This window comes from Lysinibacillus sp. 38-6 (genome assembly GCF_046245175.1).
Taxonomy (GTDB): domain Bacteria; phylum Bacillota; class Bacilli; order Bacillales_A; family Planococcaceae; genus Lysinibacillus.
The window spans coordinates 3448858-3471786 of record NZ_CP176417.1 but is presented as its reverse complement, the minus strand read 5'-3'; the positions used below and the strand labels follow the sequence as shown (position 1 = coordinate 3471786).

Genomic DNA, 22929 nt, shown 5'->3' with positions numbered 1-22929 from the left:
GATTAATTAAGTATGAAAACAAATTTATTATATCCTCTATTGATTGTCATCGCTTCAAGTAGCTATGGTATTTTATCGACCATTGTCAAAGTAGCTATGCAGCATGGCTTTACATCATCAGAGGCGGTATCGAGCCAATATATTATTGGCTTTATGCTCGTGGGGACAATTTTTATCGTTACCCAAAGGCAACTACCGAAACTTTCAAAAAACGGGCTAGTTATTTTAGTTAGCGCGGGTATTTTTACAGGTACTACCGGCATTGTTTATGGTGAATCATTAAAATATTTACCTGCCTCACTTGCCGTCGTTATGCTCTTCCAATTTACTTGGATTGGTTTATTGTTAGATTGCATTGTTCGTAAGCGTCTACCAAGTCGACCTGAAGTCATTTCGATAGTGATATTATTTGCAGGAACGATTTTAGCTGCTGGTGTATTAAACGTCGATTTAAGCGGTATCCCCGCACAAGGCTGGTTATTCGGGTTAGCTGCTGCATTTACCTTTGCATGCTTTATCCAATTTAACTCTCGTCCCGTTGAAGGTGTTACAACGACATCAAGAGTTTTAATTGTATCTTTTGTAGCACTAATTATGATCAGTATTTTCCTAAGTCCTGAAATTGCATGGAACGGAAAATTATTTTCTGAGGGCTTATGGAAATACGGATTAGCACTTGGACTTTTCGGTATTATTCTACCGATTTATTTGTTTTCGATTGCAGTCCCTAAAGTTGGTGGCGCACTGGCCTCCATTTTAAGCGCGATTGAGCTACCTGTTGCTGTGACTGTTTCCGTTATTGTATTGCATGAATCACTCACGGTTGTACAAGTTATTGGCATTATTTTGGTTATTTTAGGCATGATGCTTCCCGCTCTGCTTGCCAATCGAAAAACAACAACGACTTAAAAATGGTCTATCCATTTTTAAGTCGTTTTTTCGTATATGTAGTTGAAAAACGTTATTTTTTTCAATTATGATAATAATACGTTAGATTTTTTTAAATATTCTAACATGAATACTTCATTTAAGTATTATACTGCACTATGCAAGCAACTCACTATAGGAAGGGGAAGATGATTATGAAAAAAACACGTATTTTCGGATTTTTGCTTGTGTTGATGCTTATTGTTGTAGCTGCTTGTAGCAACAGCGACGATAAGGATTCGACAAAAGAAGCCGCAAATGGCGACACTGCATCTGATGCGAACAAGGCAGAGGACAACACATCACCATCGGGCAAACTGGTCATTTACACAGGACGTGATGAAGAAATGGTGCAAGGCGTAATCGATCAGTTTAATGAGAAGTACCCGGACATTCAAGTGGAGTTTTTAACAATGGGAGCTCAGCAAATATTAGAGCGCCTTCGCGGTGAAAAAGCGAATCCTCAGGCAGATTTTTGGTGGGGTGGTACACAATCGGCATTAATGGTTGGAGCTAACGAAGATTTACTACATGCTTGGCAACCGAGCTTTATCGACACGATTGATACTAACTATAAAGATAACGAAGGTCGCTGGTTCGGTGAAATGCTATTACCTGAAGTTATTATGATTAACAGTGACTTACTTACAAAAGAGACTGGCCCACAAGATTGGGATGATTTATTGGACCCAAAATGGAAAGATCAAATTTTAATTCGAGGTGTCTTAGCCTCTGGAACGATGCGCACGATTTATTCTTCAATGATCGTTCGCCAAGGTGCCGATACACCTGACAAAGGCTACGATTGGCTCTTAAAATTAGATGCCAACACGAAAGAATATACACAAGATCCAAATGCCCTTTATTTAAAGCTTACACGCCAAGAAGGCGCTGTTTCTTTATGGAATTTGCAAGATATTTTATTAAAGAAATATACAACGGATTATCCGTTCGATTACATTTATCCGAAGAGTGGTGCCCCGATTTTAGTTGATGGTGTGGCGGTCGTTAACAATGCGAAAAACTTGGAGAATGCTAAATTGTTCGTAGAGTTTTTATTTGAAAAAGACATGGTAACAAAATTGGCGAATGACTATTATCAAATTCCAACACGCTCCGACATTGATCAAGCGTCAATGCCAGAATGGTACCAAGAATTAGACTTAAAAACATTTGATATAGACTGGCAACTGATGGCGGAAAAAGAAGCTGAGTGGATGGAGCACTGGGATACAAATATTAAAGGTAGCGGGAAGAAATAAAATAAAAAATATGGCTCTAAGTCATGGAATAATTTAATACCTCCACCCATCTAAAAATTTACAGTGACCATAAAAGGCATCAAGAAGTTCAACTTGATGCCTTATGCTATAAGAAGTACCAGGCACTCAAACAATTCCATGCAAGTCAGACTCCTTGCGGCTTACTGTATGCTGAGCGGATAGCGTCCGCTTCCCACAAAAATTTTGACGTTGTCTAATTTTATAATAATTTGTCTTTTCTGATTATTCAATTTATAATTATTATAATTAAATTCAAAGGAGGAATTCTTATGGTATTTAATAAAAGTATCTATCTGGCAGAAAGGGAGCATGAATCTCATATTCAAAAAAGAGAAAGCTCCTATTTACCTAAAGATACTTATAGAGTTACTAAAGTAAATACGCACGGAGAAAAAGTAGCCGAAATTTTAAGTGCTCATGGAAAATTTCCATTATTAGAAGGTTCTTTAATTGGTGTAAATGATTTAATTCTTACACATAACTGTTTAGTGGAGATTCGAGATAATAATGGATTAATTTTCAGACTCGGAGAGCATTCTGAGTTTTCTTTAGAGTTAACAGTCATTGGAATAGCCCCTGTTTTCTTCGGATCAGTATTTAAAACAAGATTCAGTGGATATCCACCTATGATGTGTGGTGGAAAATATAGAACTAGTTGTTATCTTAAATGCCCTACAACCCTTCATACAGAAAATGTCGAAAAGGGTTTAGATGTCTTTTATTCTCTTTCTGAAGAAACAGAGATTTGGGAGTATGATGAAAAAGGGAAAAAGTTCCCTATTATTTATGTAGAAGAGGGATATAAAGTTTATTTAAGATATATTGAAAACAAACCTATGAGAGAACGTTATGGCATTGAAAAAATCGAGAAGATTTCTCATCAAGAATATGATTATATAGCTATGAAGTATATGAATCCTAAGCATTGGATTTAAAAATCACGTAATTTAATATCCTCTTTTAGAACTTATAAATGTAAATATTAAATATTACATTAATTTTTATAATTTCTTAAAGGGGATTTTTTTCATCTAGATTTTCAGTATAACAGATGTATATTTTGAATATGTTTAGCAAATCAAATATTCTCCTAACAATATTTTTATTTACATTCCCTATTTAAATGAAGTACTTTTCATTTTATTAGGGACCCGATTGTTTTTTTGTAGTCCCTTGCCTATTGATTATTATGTGACTGTGTAATTTTAATCGGAATATAAGTAAAATATATACTATATAATTAGGTGAAGAATCATGAATACAATCTACTCTTACTTCAAACTTACCTTAAAAACCTTCCCTCTTTTTTGGGGAGCTTCCAAGTTTTATTCTATTATTCTGTTCATTATTATTCCCTTTCAGGCTATACTACCTTCTCTAATAATATGGTTTTCGAAAGGATTAATAGATGCCATTTCTACGACCGACACAATCGTGTATTCTATCATTATTTTCTTTGTCCTATCTTGGATAGTTGTGTCATTTTTGAATGCCATTTTAGGGCCACTAGAAATGACTTTCCAAGGTTTAATGACCGATCAATTAATTGCCAAGTTAAACAAAAGCTTGATGGATAAATCCTCAGAAATAAAAGGATTATACTACTTCGAAAACCCGGAATTTCACGATGATATACAAGTGCTTGAGCAAGAGGCTGCATGGAGACCCGTAAACCTTATCGTTTTTACATCGGGCATGATTAGTAGTATTCTAACAGGCATTTCGATGCTGGTGTTATTGACGAACTTTAATTTTTGGATTGCATGCATTATTTTTATCGCAATCGTTCCACAGGCTATCGTTACGTATCGATTACAAAAAGAAGCATTTGAAACACTTGTCACGAATAGTCCGGAAGCTCGAAAGATGCAATATTATAGCTCCGTCATGCTGTCAAAAGAACATATTAAAGAAGTGAAATTGTATAACACAGCTACCTTTTTCATTAATAAATACATGATGACATTTCATAAAATTCATGCAGCTATGAAAAAAATTAGATATAAACAAGCTTGCTACTCCATCGTCTTTGTTGGCATTGGCATGGTCGGTATTGGCTTCAGTTTTTGGTGGGTAGTTACCGGTGTACTGAATAACACATTTACTGCCGGAGATATATTAATTTTCGCTTCGTCTATTTTACTAGCACGTCAAAGTTTGGCGAGTTTTATCGAAAATTCAAGCTTGCTATATGACACGCTACTTTATATGGAAAAATACTTTAAATTTATCTCTTTACCATCGGATATTGCATCAGGTGAGAAAAGATTGTCGCTAGAAAAAAATGAATTTACGATTCGTTTTAACAATGTATCCTTTCAATATCCTAACTCTTCAAAACTAATACTCAAAAATATCAGTTTTACAATCAGCAGCGGAGAAAAGATTGCACTTGTCGGTGAAAATGGCGCTGGAAAATCTACCATCGTTAAGCTAATGACAAGATTATACGAGCCAACAGAGGGCACCATCGAATTAAACGGCAAAGATATTGCAGCATACAATATTGATATGTACCGCCGAATAATTGGTATTGTCTTTCAAGACTTTTCACGTTACCAGTTACCGTATAAAGAAAATATTTTTATTAGTAACACAGAAAATACAAGTGATGTGGAAAGGCTAGCAAGCGTTACCGAAAAAAGCGGCCTTGGTGAGTTAGTTGCAAATTTCGAGCATGGCTACGAGCAAGTATTGAGTAAAAACTTTGACAATGGCACAGAACTTTCTGGCGGCGAATGGCAGAAGGTAGCCATTGCAAGAGCGTACTTCCGCAATGCGGCATTTCTTATTTTAGATGAACCTTCTGCATCACTTGACGCTAGAAGCGAACATCAAATGCTTGAAACATTAACAGACCTTTCAGCAACGAAAACATTACTATTGATTACGCATAAATTATCGGCTTTAAAAATGGTTGATCGAATCATTGTATTGCAAGATGGTCACATAACTGAGGAAGGCTCGATGCAAGAGCTATTAACGATTAAAGGGTATTTTGCAGAGTTGTATCAATTGCAGGCAAATAAGTATGCTACGTAGTTTGTCGGGCATAACCATCTTTTCATAAAGAGAAAGGAGCATTTTAGTTGAAAAATGTCAAAATCGAAAATGTCTCTAAACAATTTGGGAAAGTACATGGTGTGAAAGATTTAAATCTTACGATTCAAACAGGCGAATTTTTCACTTTCCTTGGGCCTAGTGGCTGTGGGAAAACAACGACATTACGAATGATTGCAGGTTTTTATTATCCTACTGAAGGAAAAATTTTTTTCGATGATCGTGATGTGACATTGCTTCAGCCAAACAAACGCAACATCGGGATGGTGTTCCAAAATTATGCCCTGTTCCCCCATATGACTGTAGACGAAAATATTGCATTTGGTTTGCAAGTACGAAAGCTCTCTAAACAGGATATAAAACAAAAAGTCGACCGCATTAGAGGACTCGTTCATCTTGCGCAATATGGAAACAGGAAAATCAATGAATTATCGGGTGGTCAGCAGCAACGCGTTGCATTGGCGAGAGCACTTGTTATTGAACCGGATATTTTATTACTTGATGAACCTTTGTCGAATTTAGATGCGAAACTACGTGAGGAAACGCGCGTTGAGATTAAAAGGATTCAATCAGAGTTAGGTGTTACCACTATTTATGTCACTCACGATCAAATGGAAGCGATGTCGATGTCGGACCGTATTATGGTGATGGAAAATGGCTATGTGCAACAAATCGGCACACCACAGGAGATCTATAATCGACCATTAAATCGCTTTGTTGCAGATTTTATTGGGGAGACGAATTTAATTGAGGCGACCATAATTGCACTCCACGACGAGGAAGTACAAGTAAAAACAAAGAACGGATTTGTTTTAACTGGGCGAAAGCAACACAGCTCCCCTACTTTAACGCATATGATAGGAGACAACGTCTTTATTTCAATTCGTCCAGAGTCCGTGAATCAAGGCCCTGGAGAAAATACGTTAACAGGGACCATTACTTTTGTTGAATTTACAGGAATAAGTGTGAATTATATTGTCGATTTTATCGATTTTTCATTGAAAGTCATGATTATTAATAAAAACGCTCGGTTAAAAAATATTGGCGAAGAAATTACATTAAATATAGCTCGTGAATCACTTTATTTTTTAGGAGAATAGGAGGCAGACCACATGGAAAAACCACCTGTATATTCTGATCAAAATAATGCGTGGACACGGCTAACCCAATCAAAATGGTTTGTTTATATATTAATTTCACCTTTGTTTTTAGTGTTGTTTGCCTATGTTGTCTATCCTTTCTATCAAACTTTTCTTCAAAGCTTTTCCGGCGATAGTACGCTTACGTATTATCAAAAGTTTTTTAGCCTTGCTAGCCCTGCGAATCTCGAAGCGCTCTGGACTAGTTTATATATTTCAATTATTAGTGTGATTTGCTGTGCATTTGTTGGCGTAACAATGGCCTTTTTGTTGGAGCGTTATGAGTTCCCCGGAAGACGGGTACTGTCGATTTTAGTATTAGTGCCAATGGCTCTTCCACCGCTTGTTGGTGTACTGTCCTTCACATTTCTTTACGGGGAGAGCGGCATTTTCCCACGCGCTATCCAACATTTATTTGGACTTCAACAAGTTCCTTTTTCTTTAAAAGGCATTTGGGGTGTCATCGTCGTCCATACCTTTACGATGTACACATACTTTTACTTAACCGCTTCCGCCGCTATTAAAGGACTCGATCCTTCTTTAGAAGAGGCAGCCACTAGTCTTGGTGCAGGGCGTATTCGTGTATGGACAAAGGTTATATTACCGATGCTGACACCTTCCATCATTGCTTCAGCATTGCTCGTCTTTATGATATCGATGGCATCCTATACAGCCCCATTAATGTTTGGTGTAGAACGAACGATGACCATGCAAATATACTTATCGCGTACAAACGGCAATTTAGGTATGGCTGCTACACAGTCTATGATCCTATCTTTTGTGTCGATATCCTTTTTACTGATTATGCGCTGGTACCAAAACCGTAGAAATTACCAAAACTTGAGTAAAGGCATTAGTGTGCACCGTTCAGAAGTATCTTCCAAACTGATGAAAATAATCGCTACCATTGCTTCATTCGGTGGCACACTTATTTTAATTTTACCGATTTTCGTTCTTATTTTAATTTCGTTTTCAGTCGATGGTGCCTGGAAAACTCAAATTCTTCCGACCGACTATACACTCGATCATTATATAGCGCTCTTTACGGATGAACGAACGTGGAGACCTATTTGGAACTCTATCCAAATGGGCATTGTCGCTACGTTCGGTAATCTACTTTTCGGTGTTGCCGCCGCCTACGCAATGGTTCGCCTCAACTTTAAAGGGAAAACATTGCTCGATATTTTAATTATGGTTCCTTGGGCATTGCCCGGGACGGTTGTTGCGGTCAATTTAATTGCGGCCTTTAGTACTGAAAATATTTTTGCTTTTAACCAAGTACTGATCGGTACATTTTGGATTTTACCGTTAGCTTATTTTATACGCCATTTACCGCTTGTTTTCCGTTCCACATCCGCCTCCCTTGTGCAATTAGATCAATCGATCGAGGAGGCATCACGAAGTTTAGGTGCAAATTGGTGGTATACGTTTCGACGCATTGTACTGCCGCTTACTTTTTCGGGCATTTTAGCAGGAACTTTGTTAGCACTTGTGCAAAGTTTAGGAGAGTTCGTTGCCTCTATTCTGATTTATAGCACTTCTACAATCCCGCTATCTGTAGCTATTTTTCAAAAATTATATGCCTTTAAGTTTGGAACCGCATGTGCTTATGGCGTTTTACAGATTTTCTTAATTTTAATTGTTCTTATTATTTCCGAGAAGCTATCAAAAGGCAGTGCTGGCTCAGCCATTTAACTGTCATTCTATTAGGAGGCCATTACTATGTTTGAAGATTTCCGCAACAAAATTCAGCAAGAGGACGGCATAATCTTTCCTTCGAATATTTATCGTAAAATTGTTTTGCAACCAGCCTATGATGAAGCAAAGAAAAACTTTTTAACGATTATGCTTCAAATTAATATTGCACATTTAAAAATGTTAGAAGAACAAGGACTTGTAAAAAAAGAAGAAGCACAGCAAATTGCGGCCGCGCTAAAAAAACTAGACTTGAACTATTATCGAATAGAAGATTATAGCCCACAATACGAGGATTTATTTTTCCGTATTGAAAATAAATTAATAGAACTTGCTGGTGACGTTGCTGGAAATCTTCATATCGGTAGAAGTCGCAATGATATGGGCATTGCCATTTATCGCATGACATTGCGCAAAAAATTATTAATGCTGATGGGCGAGTTACTTAAATTACGCGAAGATTTAATCGCAGCAGCTGAAGAACATGTTGATACAATTATGATTGGCTATACGCACACACAACAAGCGCAGCCAACTACTTTTGCCCATTATTTAAAAGCCGTCATTGATCAGCTCGATCGTGATTTTGAGCGTATGCAACATTGCTATCAAACGGTTAATCGAAGCAGCATGGGGGCAGCTGCCTTAACGACGACTGGTTTTAACATTAGTCGCGAGCGTATGCGAGATTTATTAGCATTCGACGATATTATCGAAAATGCATGGGATGCAGTTGCTGGTGCGGATTATATCGCGGAAACAGCAAGTATTGTACAGCTGGCAGCCCTCAATCTCGGCCGTACATCACAGGACTTCTTACTTTGGGCTACACAGGAATTCAACGCATTTACATTAGCGAGTCCATATGTTCAAATAAGCTCCATCATGCCCCAAAAGCGCAATCCTGTTTCCATTGAGCATACACGCTCATTACTATCTGCAGTCGTTGGAGATGCAAGTACGGTTCTACAAATGGTACATAATACACCGTTTGGTGATATTGTTGACACTGAGGACGATATGCAACCGTACTTATGGCGAGCAATAGATCGATTAATCGGGATTTATAAATTATTTGGCTCACTTGTTGTGACAATGGATGTCAATAAGAAAAAGCTCCGAAACCGTGCAGAAAATAGCTTTGCCAACGTTACCGAGCTAGCTGATACATTAGTGCGCTCTGAAGGGATTTCATTCCGTCAAGCTCACAGCATTGTAAGCAAATGCATTAAAGTGTTGCTAGCGCATGGAGAAGAATCACTAGCTAGCCTTACATGGGGGCTAGCCAATACACAAGCTAAATTAGTTACTGGCAAACCTTTACGTATTTCTGAAGAAGATTTCTACCATACGTTAAAACCGGAGTTTTTTGTAAGTGTTCGAACATTATTAGGCGGTCCTTCCCCTGAAACGATGCGCGCTTCCATTGAACGTTCTAAGGAACAAGCAGACGCATTATTTGAGTGGATCAAGCAAAAAGAAGAGGCTATTACTGAAGCAGAAAAGCAATTAATTACATTTATAGAGGAATGGGATAATGAATGAATGGCTGCTAATTATTGACGGTGGTGCAACTAAAACGGCATGTGCTATCGTGCATGCCGAGTCAGGTGAAATTGAGTATACAACATCATTAGGCGGCTCTAATTACCAAGCTATTGGTATAGCGGCTGCAACGGAAATAGTGCGAGCATTATTAGAAAAAGCTCGTGTATTTTTGCAGGAACAAAATATCTCTGAAATTGCTGTTGCTACGTTTGCTATGGCAGGAATTGATTCTCCGAAGGATCATCAACATGTGACAGCAATGGTCCATGAGGCTATTACAGCGGCACAGCTAGATATCCATACGCTAATCATCGAAAATGATGCACAAGCTACTTTACTAGGTGTGACAGCTGGACAAGCAGGTGGGCTACTTATCGCAGGCACTGGGGCCATTGCATTCGCATTTGATGGGCGACAAATCTTTCGTGCAGGTGGCTGGGGTCATCGTGCAGGAGATGAAGGGAGTGGCTATTGGTTAGGTCAGGAAGTCATCAGGGCTATTTTCCGCATGGAGGATGGACGCGGCGAGGCAACCATCTTAAAAGAGGCCGTTTATCATTATTTACGTATTCAAGATGTTACAGAGTTGGCTGCATGGTTATTCCGTCCAACTTATACAAATGCGCAATTAGCTAAAATGGGGGCATTTTTAGCTGACGCTGTGGCTAAGAATGATGCATGTGCTATTCGAATCTCCATGCAAGCGGCCCATGAATTAGTAACGCTCGCATGTGCAGTACTTAAAAAAATAGGCTATCCAGGCGACGAGCCATTTCATTTTTACTGTAATGGTGGCGCTATCAAACATAACCCACTCATATTAAAAATATTTTCCCAGGAAATGACCTCAATGTACCCGAAAATTCAAGTTTCCTTATGCCAACATCAGCCAATACACTATATTATTCATCGTACAAAAAAGGCGTATGACAATCGTTAATGTCATACGCCTTTATATTCACAACTCCAACACTATAGTTGCATTTTCTTCAGTTCATCCGTCATAAAATATAAATAGCCATCCTTCACCATTAAATCCTTGGAGTCTTCCCGATTCAACAGTTGTTCACCGCTTCCATCGGGGCGAATTTTCGTTAAATAAGCACCGTGCGAATAATTACTAAAGTAGAGCCATCCATCTGCATAAACAATATATAGTGCACGCGTTTTCGTGACGCGCTGTGCTTTACCTGTCGTTATATCAAGCACATACATTTTATTATCATCACTAATACTGCTATAAAATATTTGGTTCCCTACCTGTGCAGGAAAATCGATATCTTGGTAGTAACTATAAAGGGTACTTGTTGCTTTCGGATAATCATTCGCTATCCATGTATGGTCACGCGCCATTGTACGATCATCAACTAAAAAGTATTGATATCTGATTGCACCTTTTCGATCAGGCACAGGGTCGTTCCACGTTGTATCAAGGTGATACCATTGACCGTCAAGTTTAATCAAATTCCAAGCATGCCCTTCCTGACCGACATAACCGACAATATATTGTGTCTCAAAGCCAAGTTTTTGTAATAATGTGTGTGCTAATAATGCATAGCCTTGGCAAACACCACCATGCTCCGCAAGCACTGTATAAGCACTATGGGGACTTGATTTTGTTTGCTCTGTATAAGCTGTATTCGCTACGATATAATCATTAACGGCTTTGATTTTTTCCACATCTGTACGCGCCTTCTTCTCAATCGTAGCTACTATTTCCTGAGCATTCATCTCGACATAAGCCGCTTGTTCTGGCGTCATTAAATAGCTTTGTTGGCCAATAATTTTGGCTGATTTTGCGCCATATTCATAACGTATAGAATGCTTACTAATATGTCCATATACGTAATCATCGCGTTTTATGGCACTGTCATACGCTTCTTCTACTATCTTCTCGATTCGTTGTGTACTGCCCTTATATTGAATCTCAAAGCTAGGTGAAAAACTACTATAATAGGCGTACATTGCATCCGCCATTTCTTTAGCATTTGTAACAACGAGTTTAGTTTCTGGTTGCTGTGCAGCTCGAGCGGTGACAGCTATCGCCTGTTCCTCAACATCTTCAGGATTGGCTGTTTCGATGGAGGCATCTTCTGAAAATTTAGTGGTAACATCAACAATTTTCTCTTTAGTTGCTAGTAACATTGTTTCAATGTCATCATTATTTGCCCAAGTAACGACTTGTTTGACTGTCGATTTCCCAACTGTATAAATTGGTTCAATAAAAATGATTAATATTATAATAATGGCTAGCTTCTTCCACAAAAATCTTCACCTCACACAGTTTCACTACTATCATTATATACAAAAAAAGCACAAAGAACTCATTTAGGAGCCCTTTTGCGCTTAGAAATAATATATGCAATAAACATGTAATATAGAAGCTTTTACAGTGAACTTATCAGTTAAGTTTTAGCTTTTGTTCTTTCCCTTTAACTTTATATACTAAATAACCGTTACTAATCATTATATCTGTTACCGATTGCTTTACCACTACGCCTGTTTTTAAAGTTTTTAGATTTAGTTTCGTTAAGTAACCACTATTACTGTAATCGCTATAATAAAGATTGTCTCCTACACCTGTAATGTACAGTGCACGACTATTCATAACCTTTGTTTTCTTGCCACTCAGCAAATCAAGTTTATACAATTTATCGTTATCTGCTGTATTGCTAAAGAATAGCGTATTGTTCATTTGGTAAGCGAAATGTACATTTTGCATAAAACTATAAGTCGTACTCGTTGCCGCAGGGTAATTTGCAGCAATCCAAGAATGGTCCTTTTTTAGTTGCGCATCTGTGACAAGGAAATAATCATAGGATGATGCCCCTATACGATTTGGTAATGGATCATTCCACGTTGTATCTAGATGGTACCACTTGCCGTCAACACTAACCATATTCCATGCATGTGCTTCATTGCCATTCACATACCCTACTACATATTTTGTTTCAAGACCTGCTTGCTCTAACATTTTATATGCTGATAGTGCATAGCCTTGACAGACAGCTTGTCCTTCAAATAATAATGCGTACGCGCTATGCGGGCTTGCCTTCGTTTTTGTACCATAAGTCGTATTGGACACGATATAATCATTGATTGCTTTTACTTTTTGAAACTGTGTCATGGATGGCTTAATAATCGTTTTTAAGACGCTATCGATTTTCTTTTGAACGGCAGTTTCTTGTGTTGTATTCGTGAAGTATTTCACTTTATAAGTAATATTACCTACAGAGTCAGCAGTCATCGAAACGCCTTGAAGATGACCGCTTGCATACGTTGCCTGTTGCTGTGCCTTTTCAAAAGCTTCCATAAATTTTTTATCGACATCAGTCATTGAACCGCTATATGTAATTTTAATTTCTGTAGTGAATTGATTAAGTTGTTTTGCTATTTCATTTGTTAATTGTTCAAAAGTTGCTATCTTGGCGCTCGCCATCACGTTGTATGCCATCGTTGTGTGCATGTTCATGGGTTGAGTCTGTGTACTTTGTGCATGGGCTACTGTCGGGCTTAACATTAACAATGTTGCACTGCTTAATAACCATTTTTTCAAGATAAACTCACCTTCTCTTTTATAATATATCTTTATCATTATTATAAAAGAAAATATAATGGCAAATCTATCATACAAGTTCACTACATATGACTTTTTTCTAAAATTTTCATATTATGTAATTAGGTTTTTACACCTAGCCGAGCCGTTTATTTAATAAATTCAAGTAGTTTTTTGCATTTTCATTGAATACAAAAGCCCCGCCCCTATACTTCTAGGCGGGGCTCGTTCATCTTTTGGATGTTAACGACTTTTTACAACTAAATTAACGGCCTCTTGAATAACTTCATTCATTTTTTCGCCGTCACCTTCAGCATTTTGTACGCATTCTAACAAATTTGTACTAACGATTACGCCCACTGTACGATCTACTGCTGAACGTACTGCCGATAATTGTGTAATGACAGCCTTACAATCCTTCTCTTCTTCCATCATTTTTAAAATACCGCGTAACTGACCTTCCATGCGCTTTACACGATTTTTTACTTGATCTGAATATTCCACATGCATTACCCCTTCTTCCATACTCGCTACGTCCAGTTGAGTAATTATTATTCTTATCCTAGCACAAAATGTTCAAAATACACCTGTTACGCTTCACTTACTAAGGCTTCAAATAGTTAATTAGCATCTTGGCCATGACCGTGCCTGCATTCGTTAATTCATCGTATTGAATGATTGAATTCTTTTTGACGCGTAGCTGACCAATTTCTACTTCAAAAATGGGACATTTTCTTTTTAGTGCTACGGCCAGCATATTCGTATCGTATTCAAAACCATCACCTTGTACTTCTATAAGCCACGGTATTTCTTTGATTGCGATGTAGCGCAAGCCTGTTTGTGTATCCAAGAGCTTTTTATGAAACAGCAATTCAAATAACAAACTAGTCGCTCGATTGCCCCAAAAGGACAAAAACGTACTATCGGATGAATGGAAATTGCGAATGCCTAAGACAATGCCTTCTGAAAATACTTTTGTCATAGTCAACACTAAATTGATGTCTTTCAACGTATGTTGGCCGTGTGCTCCTACTGTTAGAACGCCCTGAAAATCTCCTTGTTTGGACCAAATATAAGAAAATGCTGTTTTCAAAGCGCCCCCCTTGCCAATGTTTTGGTCATGTTGGAGCACTGTACAGCGGTTTATTTTCATTATCTCTTCAAAAATAGGTGCATATTTTTGATCGCTACCGTCATTTACAATAACAATTTGCGTAATGGAGGTGGCTAACAATTGATGTATAAATGTTACAAATGATTGTTGCGGATTATATGTTGGAATAATTGCTGCAATTTTTTTCATCAACCAATCCCCCTAAAGACTATAAACTAACTCTTAAATCAAATAGTATCATGTAATAATGACATTTCAACTGCTGAATTCATCTGTAAAGAATCAATAACGGACATAATATCCCGATATATGATAAAAGACTATTACCGTCTAGATAAGAAGAGGTGAGTACAATGGTCATACATTACGATATTCTACAGGAACAATGTAAAAAACTACGTCTATTCGCGTTTACACAATTAGCAGAAAGCTTACAAGATGCTACTAGCCATGCTATATCTCAGCCGTCCATTTCCCTACAGAAGTCGCGCCTCGTTATCGAGGAAATAATCGCTCACTTTTACGAGTTGGAAATGCATGCTAAGCCCAAAATAAAAAGTCGAACGCTATTGAATAATCGAAACTTTATCGCCCGAATACATCCGCGGCGCATTTATTTATTAATGGAGCTTGTGCTTAAAATGACAAGTACTAGCAATAATGATGTTATCGAAGCAAAGGCTGCCAAAATTGTCCTCGATTATGTTAGTGATGTCGTTGAATGGTTTATTCACCGTTATGATCGTAGCCTGCAAACTGCTATGTCATCACGAAAAGCCGTTAAATTTGAAGATATATTGCCACCAATCGATACGCAATTGCTCGATCAGTACTCTGCTAAGGACTATGAACACGCTGCTAGTTGGTTTGCAGTAGCCGCAAAAAAGGGCAATGCAAGTGCTCAATACAATTTAGGATATCTTTATAATCACGGTCGAGGTGTCCAAAAAGATTATGCTACGGCAAAGATGTGGTATGAGAAAGCAGCAGCGCAGCATGATGCTAATGCACTTTATAGTCTCGGTGTGTTATACCATTTAGGGCAAGGTGTTAAACAAAATTATTATGAGGCTGCACATTATTATCAATCAGCCGCAGATTTAGGAAATGCCGACGCGCAGTATAATCTTGGCGTACTTTACAATCAAGGGCTTGGACTTCCTCTAAATTTTGAAGAGGCAGCAAAATGGTATATATCAGCGGCCAATCAAGGCAACACAAGCGCACAAAATAATCTTGGCTTTCTCTATCATCACGGCACTGGTGTTCAGCAAAGCTTTGAAAAAGCTATAGCCTATTTTGAAATGGCGGCACTTGCTGGAGACGCAAGTGCTCAGTATAACCTTGGCTATATGTATTTAAAGGGCCGTGGTATTTCACAAAATATTGAAGAAGCTGCGAAATGGTTCCATATGGCCGCACTTCAAGACCATACAAATGCAGAATTTCAATTGGCCTTGCTATACAATGCAGGACAAGGCATTCTGCACAATCCGATGGAAGCAATGAAGTGGTTTAAACTGGCGGCACATAAAGGGCATTCTAATGCGCAATATTGTCTCGCTATGCTGTATCAAAAAGAAAAAAATAGTATACAAGCGGAAAGATGGTTACAGCTTGCCGCTAATAATGGACATATTAGTGCAGGCTACGAGCTTGGTCTTCTTTATGTCTATCAGCTTCAGCAACCTGACAAAGCACTACAGTATTTTAGTAGGGCCGCTGAAAAGGGCTATGCGGATGCACAATTCGAACTTGGGTTGTTATATGCAAATGGCACTGGCGTTACGTTGAATTATGCAAAAGCTGTTCATTGGTGGAGGGCTGCAACAGACCAATCCCATATTAAAGCTGAATATCAACTAGGATTATTATATGAGCAAGGATTGGGAGTTTCCCAAGACTTAGATGAAGCTCGACGTTGCTATAGACTTGCCGCTATTCAAGGGCATTCAGGAGCGCAATACCAACTTGGTAATTTATTTGATAAAGGCAAAGGGGTGCAGCAAGATTTTACGGAGGCGGCCAAATGGATAGAACAGGCGGCTTCTAAAGGACACGCCAAAGCGCAATACCAATTAGCGCAAATGCATAGTCATGGACAAGGGGTACCAAAAGACTTTGCAAAAGCAGCACAACTTTATCGACTTGCTGCTAATCAAGGGCATCAAAAAGCTCAATTTCAACTAGGTATGCTTTATAAGAAGGGACAGGGCGTTGCACAAGATTATAATGAAGCTACACGCTGGCTCAAAAAATCATTAGAACATTTAGTGCATTAGGCGAGCAGGAGCCTCCTCAAAAAAATGTAGGCAAACTCAAATATCTTTGAATTTGCCTACATATTAACCACGTCAATTCTGGCGCGTGTTTATATTAATTTTTTATTGTCTCTTTTTGATTTACCATAAATGTCACAACGATAAACAGCGCAAAACTAATTAACAACGTTGTACCACCTACGATAAAGAAAATTAAAGTAAATGTATGACTAAAGTTAAAAGGATTAATATTGTAGAACAACATACCAAGTGTTAAGCCGAAGACACCAATAATTGCTGTCCAGCCATGTAAAGCTACTAATTTCTGTGATTTTACTTTAAAGGCACGGTAAAAAATGCCCCATGCAAACATACTTAGCCAACCAACAAGTAACACGTGTGCGTGAATTGGTCGAAATTCATAACTACCTGACCCTGACATATGTGAACCTAAGTACGTACCCAGCAATCCGAAAATTGCAGCGAGTCGAATAAGACGTAAACTCCATTTTTGCTCCATACGACAACTCCCCCAAGTTTTTAACTTACATTTAGAAGTTTATCGATTGAACATGAACTTTACATGAACTCTATATTACAATTTTGGTAGGTGTATACAAACACTTGTCCCTACGTTCATAGCACTTTTCATTTGCACTTGGCCACCGTGCAATTCAATTATTTGTTTAACAATAGCAAGACCGAGGCCTGTCCCCTGTTTCGTTCTAGACTCGTCAGCTCGATAAAAACGGTCATATACCTTTTGCAATTGTCCCTCATTCATACCAATGCCACTATCCTCTATTAACACTTCTACGACAGTAGCTTGTTCTTGAAGATGGATGTGAATTTCTCCCCCATCGACATTATATTTAATGGCGTTTGTTAATAAATTATCCCAAACATTTTGCAATAACCCGGCATCGCCGTTATATGTTACGGGCTCCATCTGATACGATAATTGCACATTCGCTTCCTCTAGCTGCCAACGATATTTACGCACAGTTTCCTTCAATTGTTCATCTAGAGAATATGGTTCTCTTTTCAGCATTCGAGTAGATTGGTCGAGTGATGTCAGTAGCAGTAATTGCTTCGTCAATGTCGACAATCGTTTTGTTTCTAGCTCGATAATCGTTGCATATTCTTGCCGTTCAGGTTCTGAAAGCGTAGGGTTTTTTAGTAAATCCACATAACCTTGAATATTCAATAATGGTGATTGGAAATCATGGGATACATTGCTTATAAACTGTTTACGTATTCGATCATTTTCTTGTAATTTTTCTGTCATGACATTGAAGCTATCTGCCAGTTGTCCAATTTCATCTGCTCGTTCAATTTCAAGTAACGTATCAAACTTTTCATGTGCCAGTTGATGCGTTGCTTCTGTTAACTGTGTTATCGGTCGAATTAACGCTTTTGCAAACAGCAGCATGGCCAGTAAACTCAGCACCGCCATGACAAGAATAAGACCGCCTAATAACGTATGTGCTTCAGAGAACAGCAGACGAATATCGGGTCGAATAAACAGTGCATATTGTTGATGATTATAGGTGAATGGTACACCTATCGTATTAATGAGTTCATTTGCAAAAAAGCCTGTCATAAACGTCTCTTTTGGAAAATCCCGCATACCATGATAGACTTCCCCTTCTAAAACACGCTCGATGACATTTGTGGACAATCGTTTATCTCGGTATTCGCCACCAAAAAAGCGATGCTCCTCGCCCGTTGTCACATAAATTTGATAACCAATCTCCCCAAGCGTTGTCAAATAATTATCCAAATCCATCTGCTTCGACGATTCAATATAATTCACAATATCCTCTGCAATCGCAACGTTTTTAGCATCATTTTTTTCTTTTATCACTTGATGATAATACGTATTGGTCATTAAAAATCCAATACATAAGCTACCAATCATAATGAGCATCGTTGTGATAACAAACTTACTATACAACGTCTTCATGTCGCACTTACCTCAAGCTTATAACCGACACCACGCACCGTTGTAATCTCGACACCTGTATCATACCGATGCAAGCGCTCACGAATCCGCTTCACATGTGTATTTAACGTTTGCTCGTCCCCTTCATAATCATAGCCCCATACTTGCTCCATAATAATGCTACGTGTAAATACTTGATTTGGACGAGAGGCAAGCAATGCCAGTAGCTCAAATTCCTTTAGAGGCAAAATGAGTGTGTCTCCATCAACTGTAACTTCAAAACTACGTCGATCAATATCGAGCTTGCCTACTTGTATCGTTACTTGATTTTTTTTATCGAGCCTACGTAAAATGGCTGCAATGCGAAACAGCAATTCTTTTGGCTCAAACGGCTTCACAACATAGTCATCTGAACCTGCTAAAAAGCCCCGCTCTTTATCTTCAAGCTCTCCTTTCGCTGTTAATAGCAGCACCGGAATATCATAATCTTTACTTAAAATTTCCGTTAGTGTAAAACCATCCATTCCAGGCATCATCACATCGACAACTGCTAAATCAGGCATATTTCCATCAAGCAATTGCAAAGCTTGTTCGCCGTTTTCTGCCTGCATGACCTGATAGCCCTCGCGTGTTAAATAAATATTAACTAGCTGTAAAATATGCACATCATCATCGACCACTAAAATTTTCATTCACACTTGCCTCCGTTCAATAAAGTGCTCTAGGAGTTCAGTTCCTAAACTTGCTAACATCAACCTACTGCGCTTTTTGTGAATTGTCAGAATTGTTTGGGTGCCTGGCACTAAAGAGAAAGGATAGAAACCAGCAGCAATATTAGGAATGGCAAGCCAATGACGATATACCCTCTTGGGTTTGCAAAATTCATTGTCCAGCCTACCCCAAAACGTTTTTCCACAAAAACAGATGGATCATGGCGATTAATATAAATAAGACCGCCCTTCCAGTAACGATCCTCATCAACATCCATTATCTCTGATTCTACATTGTCTTTATAATGCAAACGTAACTGTCGCTTTTTCCACGCATAAACAAGCACTGAACCTGTAATTAAAACAATAAAAGCCATAAAGAATGGTAGTAATTTTTTCCCCTCAGCCATCTCAGGGTAAATATTACTTAACTGCAGTATTGTCAATAAGCCTGTTAAACTATAGCTGACTAACGCTATATTCCAACTCATAAATTTCCGTGCTTTTAATTCACTTTCTAAAGATTCCTGTTGACGATTAACAGACATGCGAATTGCTGAACGCTTTAATGAATCCGCAGTACCCCACATCATACATTGCATCATTAACATGACTAATGGTAGCGCAATTGCCGTAAAATATGTTTTTTCTTGCCACGCATCTGCCGCTCCGCTTGGTCCCCAATGTACCGCGACTGCATTTGGTATTTGATCATAATGCAACAACGTAAATACAATGAGGTAAATGGAGCCCACTATAGGGACAACATAAAAAGGCCAAGGTAGTATTTCATCACGGCTACGAGCTGTTAAATCGACTGCTCGCATTTGTTTCAAATTCATGCCCCATTGCTCATGCATTTTTAGCCTCATTACTTTTTGATGGTTGAACCAGTATAACACCATACTGACAGCTAGCATTCCAAATAAGCAGCAAAGTAAAAGAGTGCCTTGTGCACTTTCAGATGGCGCAAGCTTCCCGTAAAATACAAACATAATAATTAAAATTAGCACGCCACAAAAGCCTACTATTTGCGCATAGCGCTTTTTAGCAACTGCCAATGCAGAATGCTTTACATGTTGTTCAGGTACAGAAACACCAAATACGATTGTCTCACGTACGATAAAAGGGACAAAAATTTGCATAGCTAATGTCATCAGATACAAAGTTGTAAAAATACCTAGTAGCATGCTACACCTCTTCTACTGGCAATTGCAAATCTGCAAATACCTTTTTCATCATGTGCTCAATTTGATCTACTGTTGCGCCGAGCACCATTCCTTCTGCCACAACAGGTTTTAAGTTTTTTTCAATCTGCCGCAACTGTTCTGGCGTTAATGCACGTTCCTCTGCTGAACGAATAATTGCACCTGATTTCGCACGAATGGTAATAATGCCTTTCGCCTCAAGCTCATGATAGCTCTTATTAACAGTATGCATATTAACACCTAGATCAGCCGCTAAACTACGTACAGATGGTAATGTATCACCCGGCCTCATATCTCCTCTTGCAATGCCCTCAATAATTTGCCGTGTCACCTGTTCATAGATAGGTACATCAGAGAAGGGCTCTATTTGAATTAACATCTATATCAGCTCCATATTTGTTATATAAATAGTATAACAAATAACCAATTTCATGCATAGAAGCAGCTGTATCATACGGCATAGTTTTTTATCGCCTCAATGAATTTTCTCACTAGCTCACTTTGCTTTTCATTATTCCTTGTGCAGATAGCCACTTTATGTTTACTCTGTATTCCTTGTACATACACTCTTGCCAATTGCCCCGTATGAACATATTCTTTCACAGCAAGAGATGAGATAAAGATGGCACCATAGCCGCCCATAACAGAGCGAATCGTTTCATTTATCCCACTAAATTGCAGTGCAATTCTTGGCGGTTGTATTTGGTGTGTTTCACAAAGTGAAAATAGATGCTCTCTCATGGAGCTCCCTTCTTCTCGCATAATAAAGGGTTCCTTCATGATATCCGCTATAGAAATCGTTTGATTTGCATAACGATGTTCAGGTGCAACGACAAACCACAACTCATCTTCAAAAAGCTCCTCCCATAATACTTCATCAGGTCTCTCTGCATATCCACCTCCATAAATAGCGATATCTGCTTTATAGTGTATAAGTTGTTCAAACGCTTCTTTCGTATTGGCCGTTGTAATAACTAAATTCACTTCTTCGTTTGCTCCTTTAAAGGTTGCTGCCCATCTTGGAAGCAAAAAATTCGCAGGTAAATAAGTAGCCACAATATGAATTGTTCCAGTCTTAGCCGTACGATAATCTTCAATAAATGAATCAATATGTTCCTCAAGCGCAACGAGATTTTGTGCCTTTTCAGCTAACGCCTCACCGAATTCCGTCAAGATAATGCCTCTGCCTTGCTGTTTAAATAACGGTACACCTATTTCCTGTTCAAACCTTTTAATTTGGCTGGAAACTGCAGGCTGACTAATATGCAAGGATTCAGCTGCCTTTGTAAAACTCCCTGTTTTCGCTACTTGGTAAAATAATTTTAATGCGTGGCTATTCATACCTTCCCCCTCTCTTATAACTTTAAGTTATAGATAAGTAATAATTATATATTTTTATTATGGTTTATTTTAGCATACACTGTAGTTGCAAGTGATTTCACTTAGGAAATGAGGAATTATCATATGGTAACAAACAATGTTTGGCATGATGTAGATGAATATTTTATTGAAAAGCTAATTCCCGTTGATAAGTCGTTGGACAACGTCTTACAAACAAATAAAAATGCTAACATACCAGAAATTGATGTATCACCGACACAAGGAAAGCTGCTCTACCTACTAGCAAAAATAAAAGGTGCTCAAAACATTTTAGAGATTGGTACACTTGGGGGCTATAGTAGTATATGGCTTGCCCGCGCGCTTCCTGAAAAAGGGAAAGTCTACACATTAGAGATTGATCCAACGTATGCAGAAATAGCGAAACAAAACATTTTACAAGCAGGCTGTGACAATAAAGTCGAAGTAATGGTTGGAAATGCATTAGATTCATTGCCAATCTTAAAAAAGTCAGGACCTTTATTTGACTTTATTTTCATTGATGCTGATAAACCGAATAATCCGCACTATTTAAAGTGGGCGTTAGAATTAGCGAATACAGGAGCACTAATTATCGCTGATAATGTCGTGCGAAACGGGGAAGTTATCGATGATAAAAGCGAAGATGAACGTGTACAAGGTGTGCAACAATTTATGGATCTATTACAACAGCATCCGCGTATTGAAGCAACAGCCATTCAAACAGTCGGAATTAAAGGCTATGACGGCTTCGTACTAGCAACTGTTAACTAACTGAAAAAGAGAGGCTGGCACATTATTTTAAAAGGAGTAAATTCCCCCTATATCTAATGGAGCCGCATTTAGCGAATGCCGCGACACCAAAGGAACAGCAAAAACGTTAGCCGCAACTCAAGATTGCGGCTAACGTTCTACAGCAGAAAGCTTGTGTTGCAATGGACAACAACGCTAGCAACAATAAAAAATGCCTTACAAGCCCCCATCAAAGCTCGTAAGACATCTTATACCCCATTTTTAAATCTCTTTATTTTATTAGCAAACCCCTTTTATTAAACAGTGTTCATTGTACTTTCAGTAAGAAACGGGGGAACAGACCCCGTTTCCTACGTTAGTAGAATTTGTGAGCT

General features: G+C 38.3%; 20 protein-coding genes. 10 read left to right on the top strand and 10 right to left on the bottom strand.

All coding sequences use genetic code 11. The features are described from left to right. Positions 1–12: 12 nt before the first annotated feature. From ACKVEV_RS17745 to ACKVEV_RS17710, 8 genes are all read left to right on the top strand, one after another. Complete coding sequence (locus ACKVEV_RS17745; RefSeq protein ID WP_409367560.1) at positions 13–909, top strand: EamA family transporter; 897 nt, start codon at positions 13–15, stop codon at positions 907–909. 173 nt (positions 910–1082) lie between these two features. Next, entirely contained in the window at positions 1083–2189 is a 1107-nt protein-coding gene (locus tag ACKVEV_RS17740) for an extracellular solute-binding protein (protein ID WP_409367559.1), read from the top strand. 290 nt (positions 2190–2479) lie between these two features. Continuing rightward, positions 2480–3145, top strand: a complete 666-nt coding sequence (locus ACKVEV_RS17735) for a hypothetical protein (protein ID WP_409367558.1) — start codon at positions 2480–2482, stop codon at positions 3143–3145. Between the two features lie 319 nt (positions 3146–3464). Continuing rightward, positions 3465–5252, top strand: coding sequence for an ABC transporter ATP-binding protein (locus tag ACKVEV_RS17730; RefSeq protein WP_409367557.1), 1788 nt, complete (start codon positions 3465–3467; stop codon positions 5250–5252). Positions 5253–5299: 47 nt separating this feature from the next. Beyond that, positions 5300–6370 (top strand): ABC transporter ATP-binding protein, encoded by a 1071-nt coding sequence (locus ACKVEV_RS17725; RefSeq protein ID WP_409367556.1) that lies wholly within the window; start codon positions 5300–5302, stop codon positions 6368–6370. Positions 6371–6382: 12 nt separating this feature from the next. Continuing rightward, positions 6383–8104, top strand: a complete 1722-nt coding sequence (locus ACKVEV_RS17720; RefSeq protein ID WP_409367555.1) for an ABC transporter permease — start codon at positions 6383–6385, stop codon at positions 8102–8104. A 27-nt stretch (positions 8105–8131) separates the two neighbouring features. Then, positions 8132–9649 (top strand): argininosuccinate lyase, encoded by a 1518-nt coding sequence (gene argH / locus ACKVEV_RS17715; RefSeq protein ID WP_409367554.1) that lies wholly within the window; start codon positions 8132–8134, stop codon positions 9647–9649. After that, on the top strand, positions 9642–10592 hold the full coding sequence (locus tag ACKVEV_RS17710; RefSeq protein ID WP_409367553.1) for an N-acetylglucosamine kinase: 951 nt from the start codon (positions 9642–9644) through the stop codon (positions 10590–10592). Before argH ends, ACKVEV_RS17710 begins: the two co-directional genes overlap by 8 nt. A gap of 32 nt (positions 10593–10624) precedes the next feature. On the opposite strand, the gene ACKVEV_RS17705 is transcribed toward ACKVEV_RS17710, so the two are convergent. From ACKVEV_RS17705 to ACKVEV_RS17690, 4 genes are all read right to left on the bottom strand, one after another. Further along, positions 10625–11917 (bottom strand): transglutaminase domain-containing protein, encoded by a 1293-nt coding sequence (locus ACKVEV_RS17705; RefSeq protein WP_409367552.1) that lies wholly within the window; start codon positions 11915–11917, stop codon positions 10625–10627. 136 nt (positions 11918–12053) lie between these two features. Beyond that, the gene (locus tag ACKVEV_RS17700; RefSeq protein WP_409367551.1) at positions 12054–13208 is read right to left on the bottom strand and encodes a transglutaminase domain-containing protein; all 1155 of its coding nucleotides are present in this window, start codon (positions 13206–13208) and stop codon (positions 12054–12056) included. Positions 13209–13451: 243 nt separating this feature from the next. Further along, a complete protein-coding gene (locus ACKVEV_RS17695) occupies positions 13452–13712 on the bottom strand; it encodes a metal-sensitive transcriptional regulator (protein ID WP_010857552.1) in 261 nt (86 codons plus the stop codon). Between the two features lie 100 nt (positions 13713–13812). Then, positions 13813–14511, bottom strand: a complete 699-nt coding sequence (locus tag ACKVEV_RS17690) for a glycosyltransferase family 2 protein (protein WP_409367550.1) — start codon at positions 14509–14511, stop codon at positions 13813–13815. Positions 14512–14675: 164 nt separating this feature from the next. Between ACKVEV_RS17690 and ACKVEV_RS17685 the strand changes: the two genes are divergently transcribed. Further along, positions 14676–16604 carry an SEL1-like repeat protein gene (locus tag ACKVEV_RS17685; protein WP_409367549.1) on the top strand — a complete coding sequence of 643 codons (1929 nt, stop codon included), beginning with the start codon at positions 14676–14678 and terminating at the stop codon, positions 16602–16604. Between the two features lie 94 nt (positions 16605–16698). Here the strand turns inward: ACKVEV_RS17685 and ACKVEV_RS17680 are convergent, their stop codons facing one another. The 6 genes from ACKVEV_RS17680 to ACKVEV_RS17655 all read right to left on the bottom strand — a co-directional run bounded on the left by ACKVEV_RS17680 (position 16699) and on the right by ACKVEV_RS17655 (position 21787). Next, positions 16699–17103 carry a hypothetical protein gene (locus ACKVEV_RS17680; RefSeq protein WP_409367548.1) on the bottom strand — a complete coding sequence of 135 codons (405 nt, stop codon included), beginning with the start codon at positions 17101–17103 and terminating at the stop codon, positions 16699–16701. 75 nt (positions 17104–17178) lie between these two features. Then, the gene (locus ACKVEV_RS17675; protein WP_409367547.1) at positions 17179–18549 is read right to left on the bottom strand and encodes an ATP-binding protein; all 1371 of its coding nucleotides are present in this window, start codon (positions 18547–18549) and stop codon (positions 17179–17181) included. Next, positions 18546–19220, bottom strand: a complete 675-nt coding sequence (locus ACKVEV_RS17670; protein ID WP_409367546.1) for a response regulator transcription factor — start codon at positions 19218–19220, stop codon at positions 18546–18548. The genes ACKVEV_RS17675 and ACKVEV_RS17670 overlap by 4 nt, the downstream gene beginning before the upstream one ends. Positions 19221–19330: 110 nt before the next feature. Further along, entirely contained in the window at positions 19331–20428 is a 1098-nt protein-coding gene (locus ACKVEV_RS17665) for a DUF1648 domain-containing protein (protein ID WP_409367545.1), read from the bottom strand. Position 20429: 1 nt separating this feature from the next. Beyond that, positions 20430–20825 (bottom strand): GntR family transcriptional regulator, encoded by a 396-nt coding sequence (locus tag ACKVEV_RS17660; protein WP_409367544.1) that lies wholly within the window; start codon positions 20823–20825, stop codon positions 20430–20432. A 71-nt stretch (positions 20826–20896) separates the two neighbouring features. Next, complete coding sequence (locus tag ACKVEV_RS17655) at positions 20897–21787, bottom strand: LysR family transcriptional regulator (RefSeq protein WP_409367543.1); 891 nt, start codon at positions 21785–21787, stop codon at positions 20897–20899. A 123-nt stretch (positions 21788–21910) separates the two neighbouring features. Between ACKVEV_RS17655 and ACKVEV_RS17650 the strand changes: the two genes are divergently transcribed. Then, positions 21911–22576: an O-methyltransferase gene (locus ACKVEV_RS17650; protein ID WP_409367542.1), complete on the top strand. Its 666-nt coding sequence runs from the start codon at positions 21911–21913 to the stop codon at positions 22574–22576. Positions 22577–22929 lie beyond the last annotated feature (353 nt).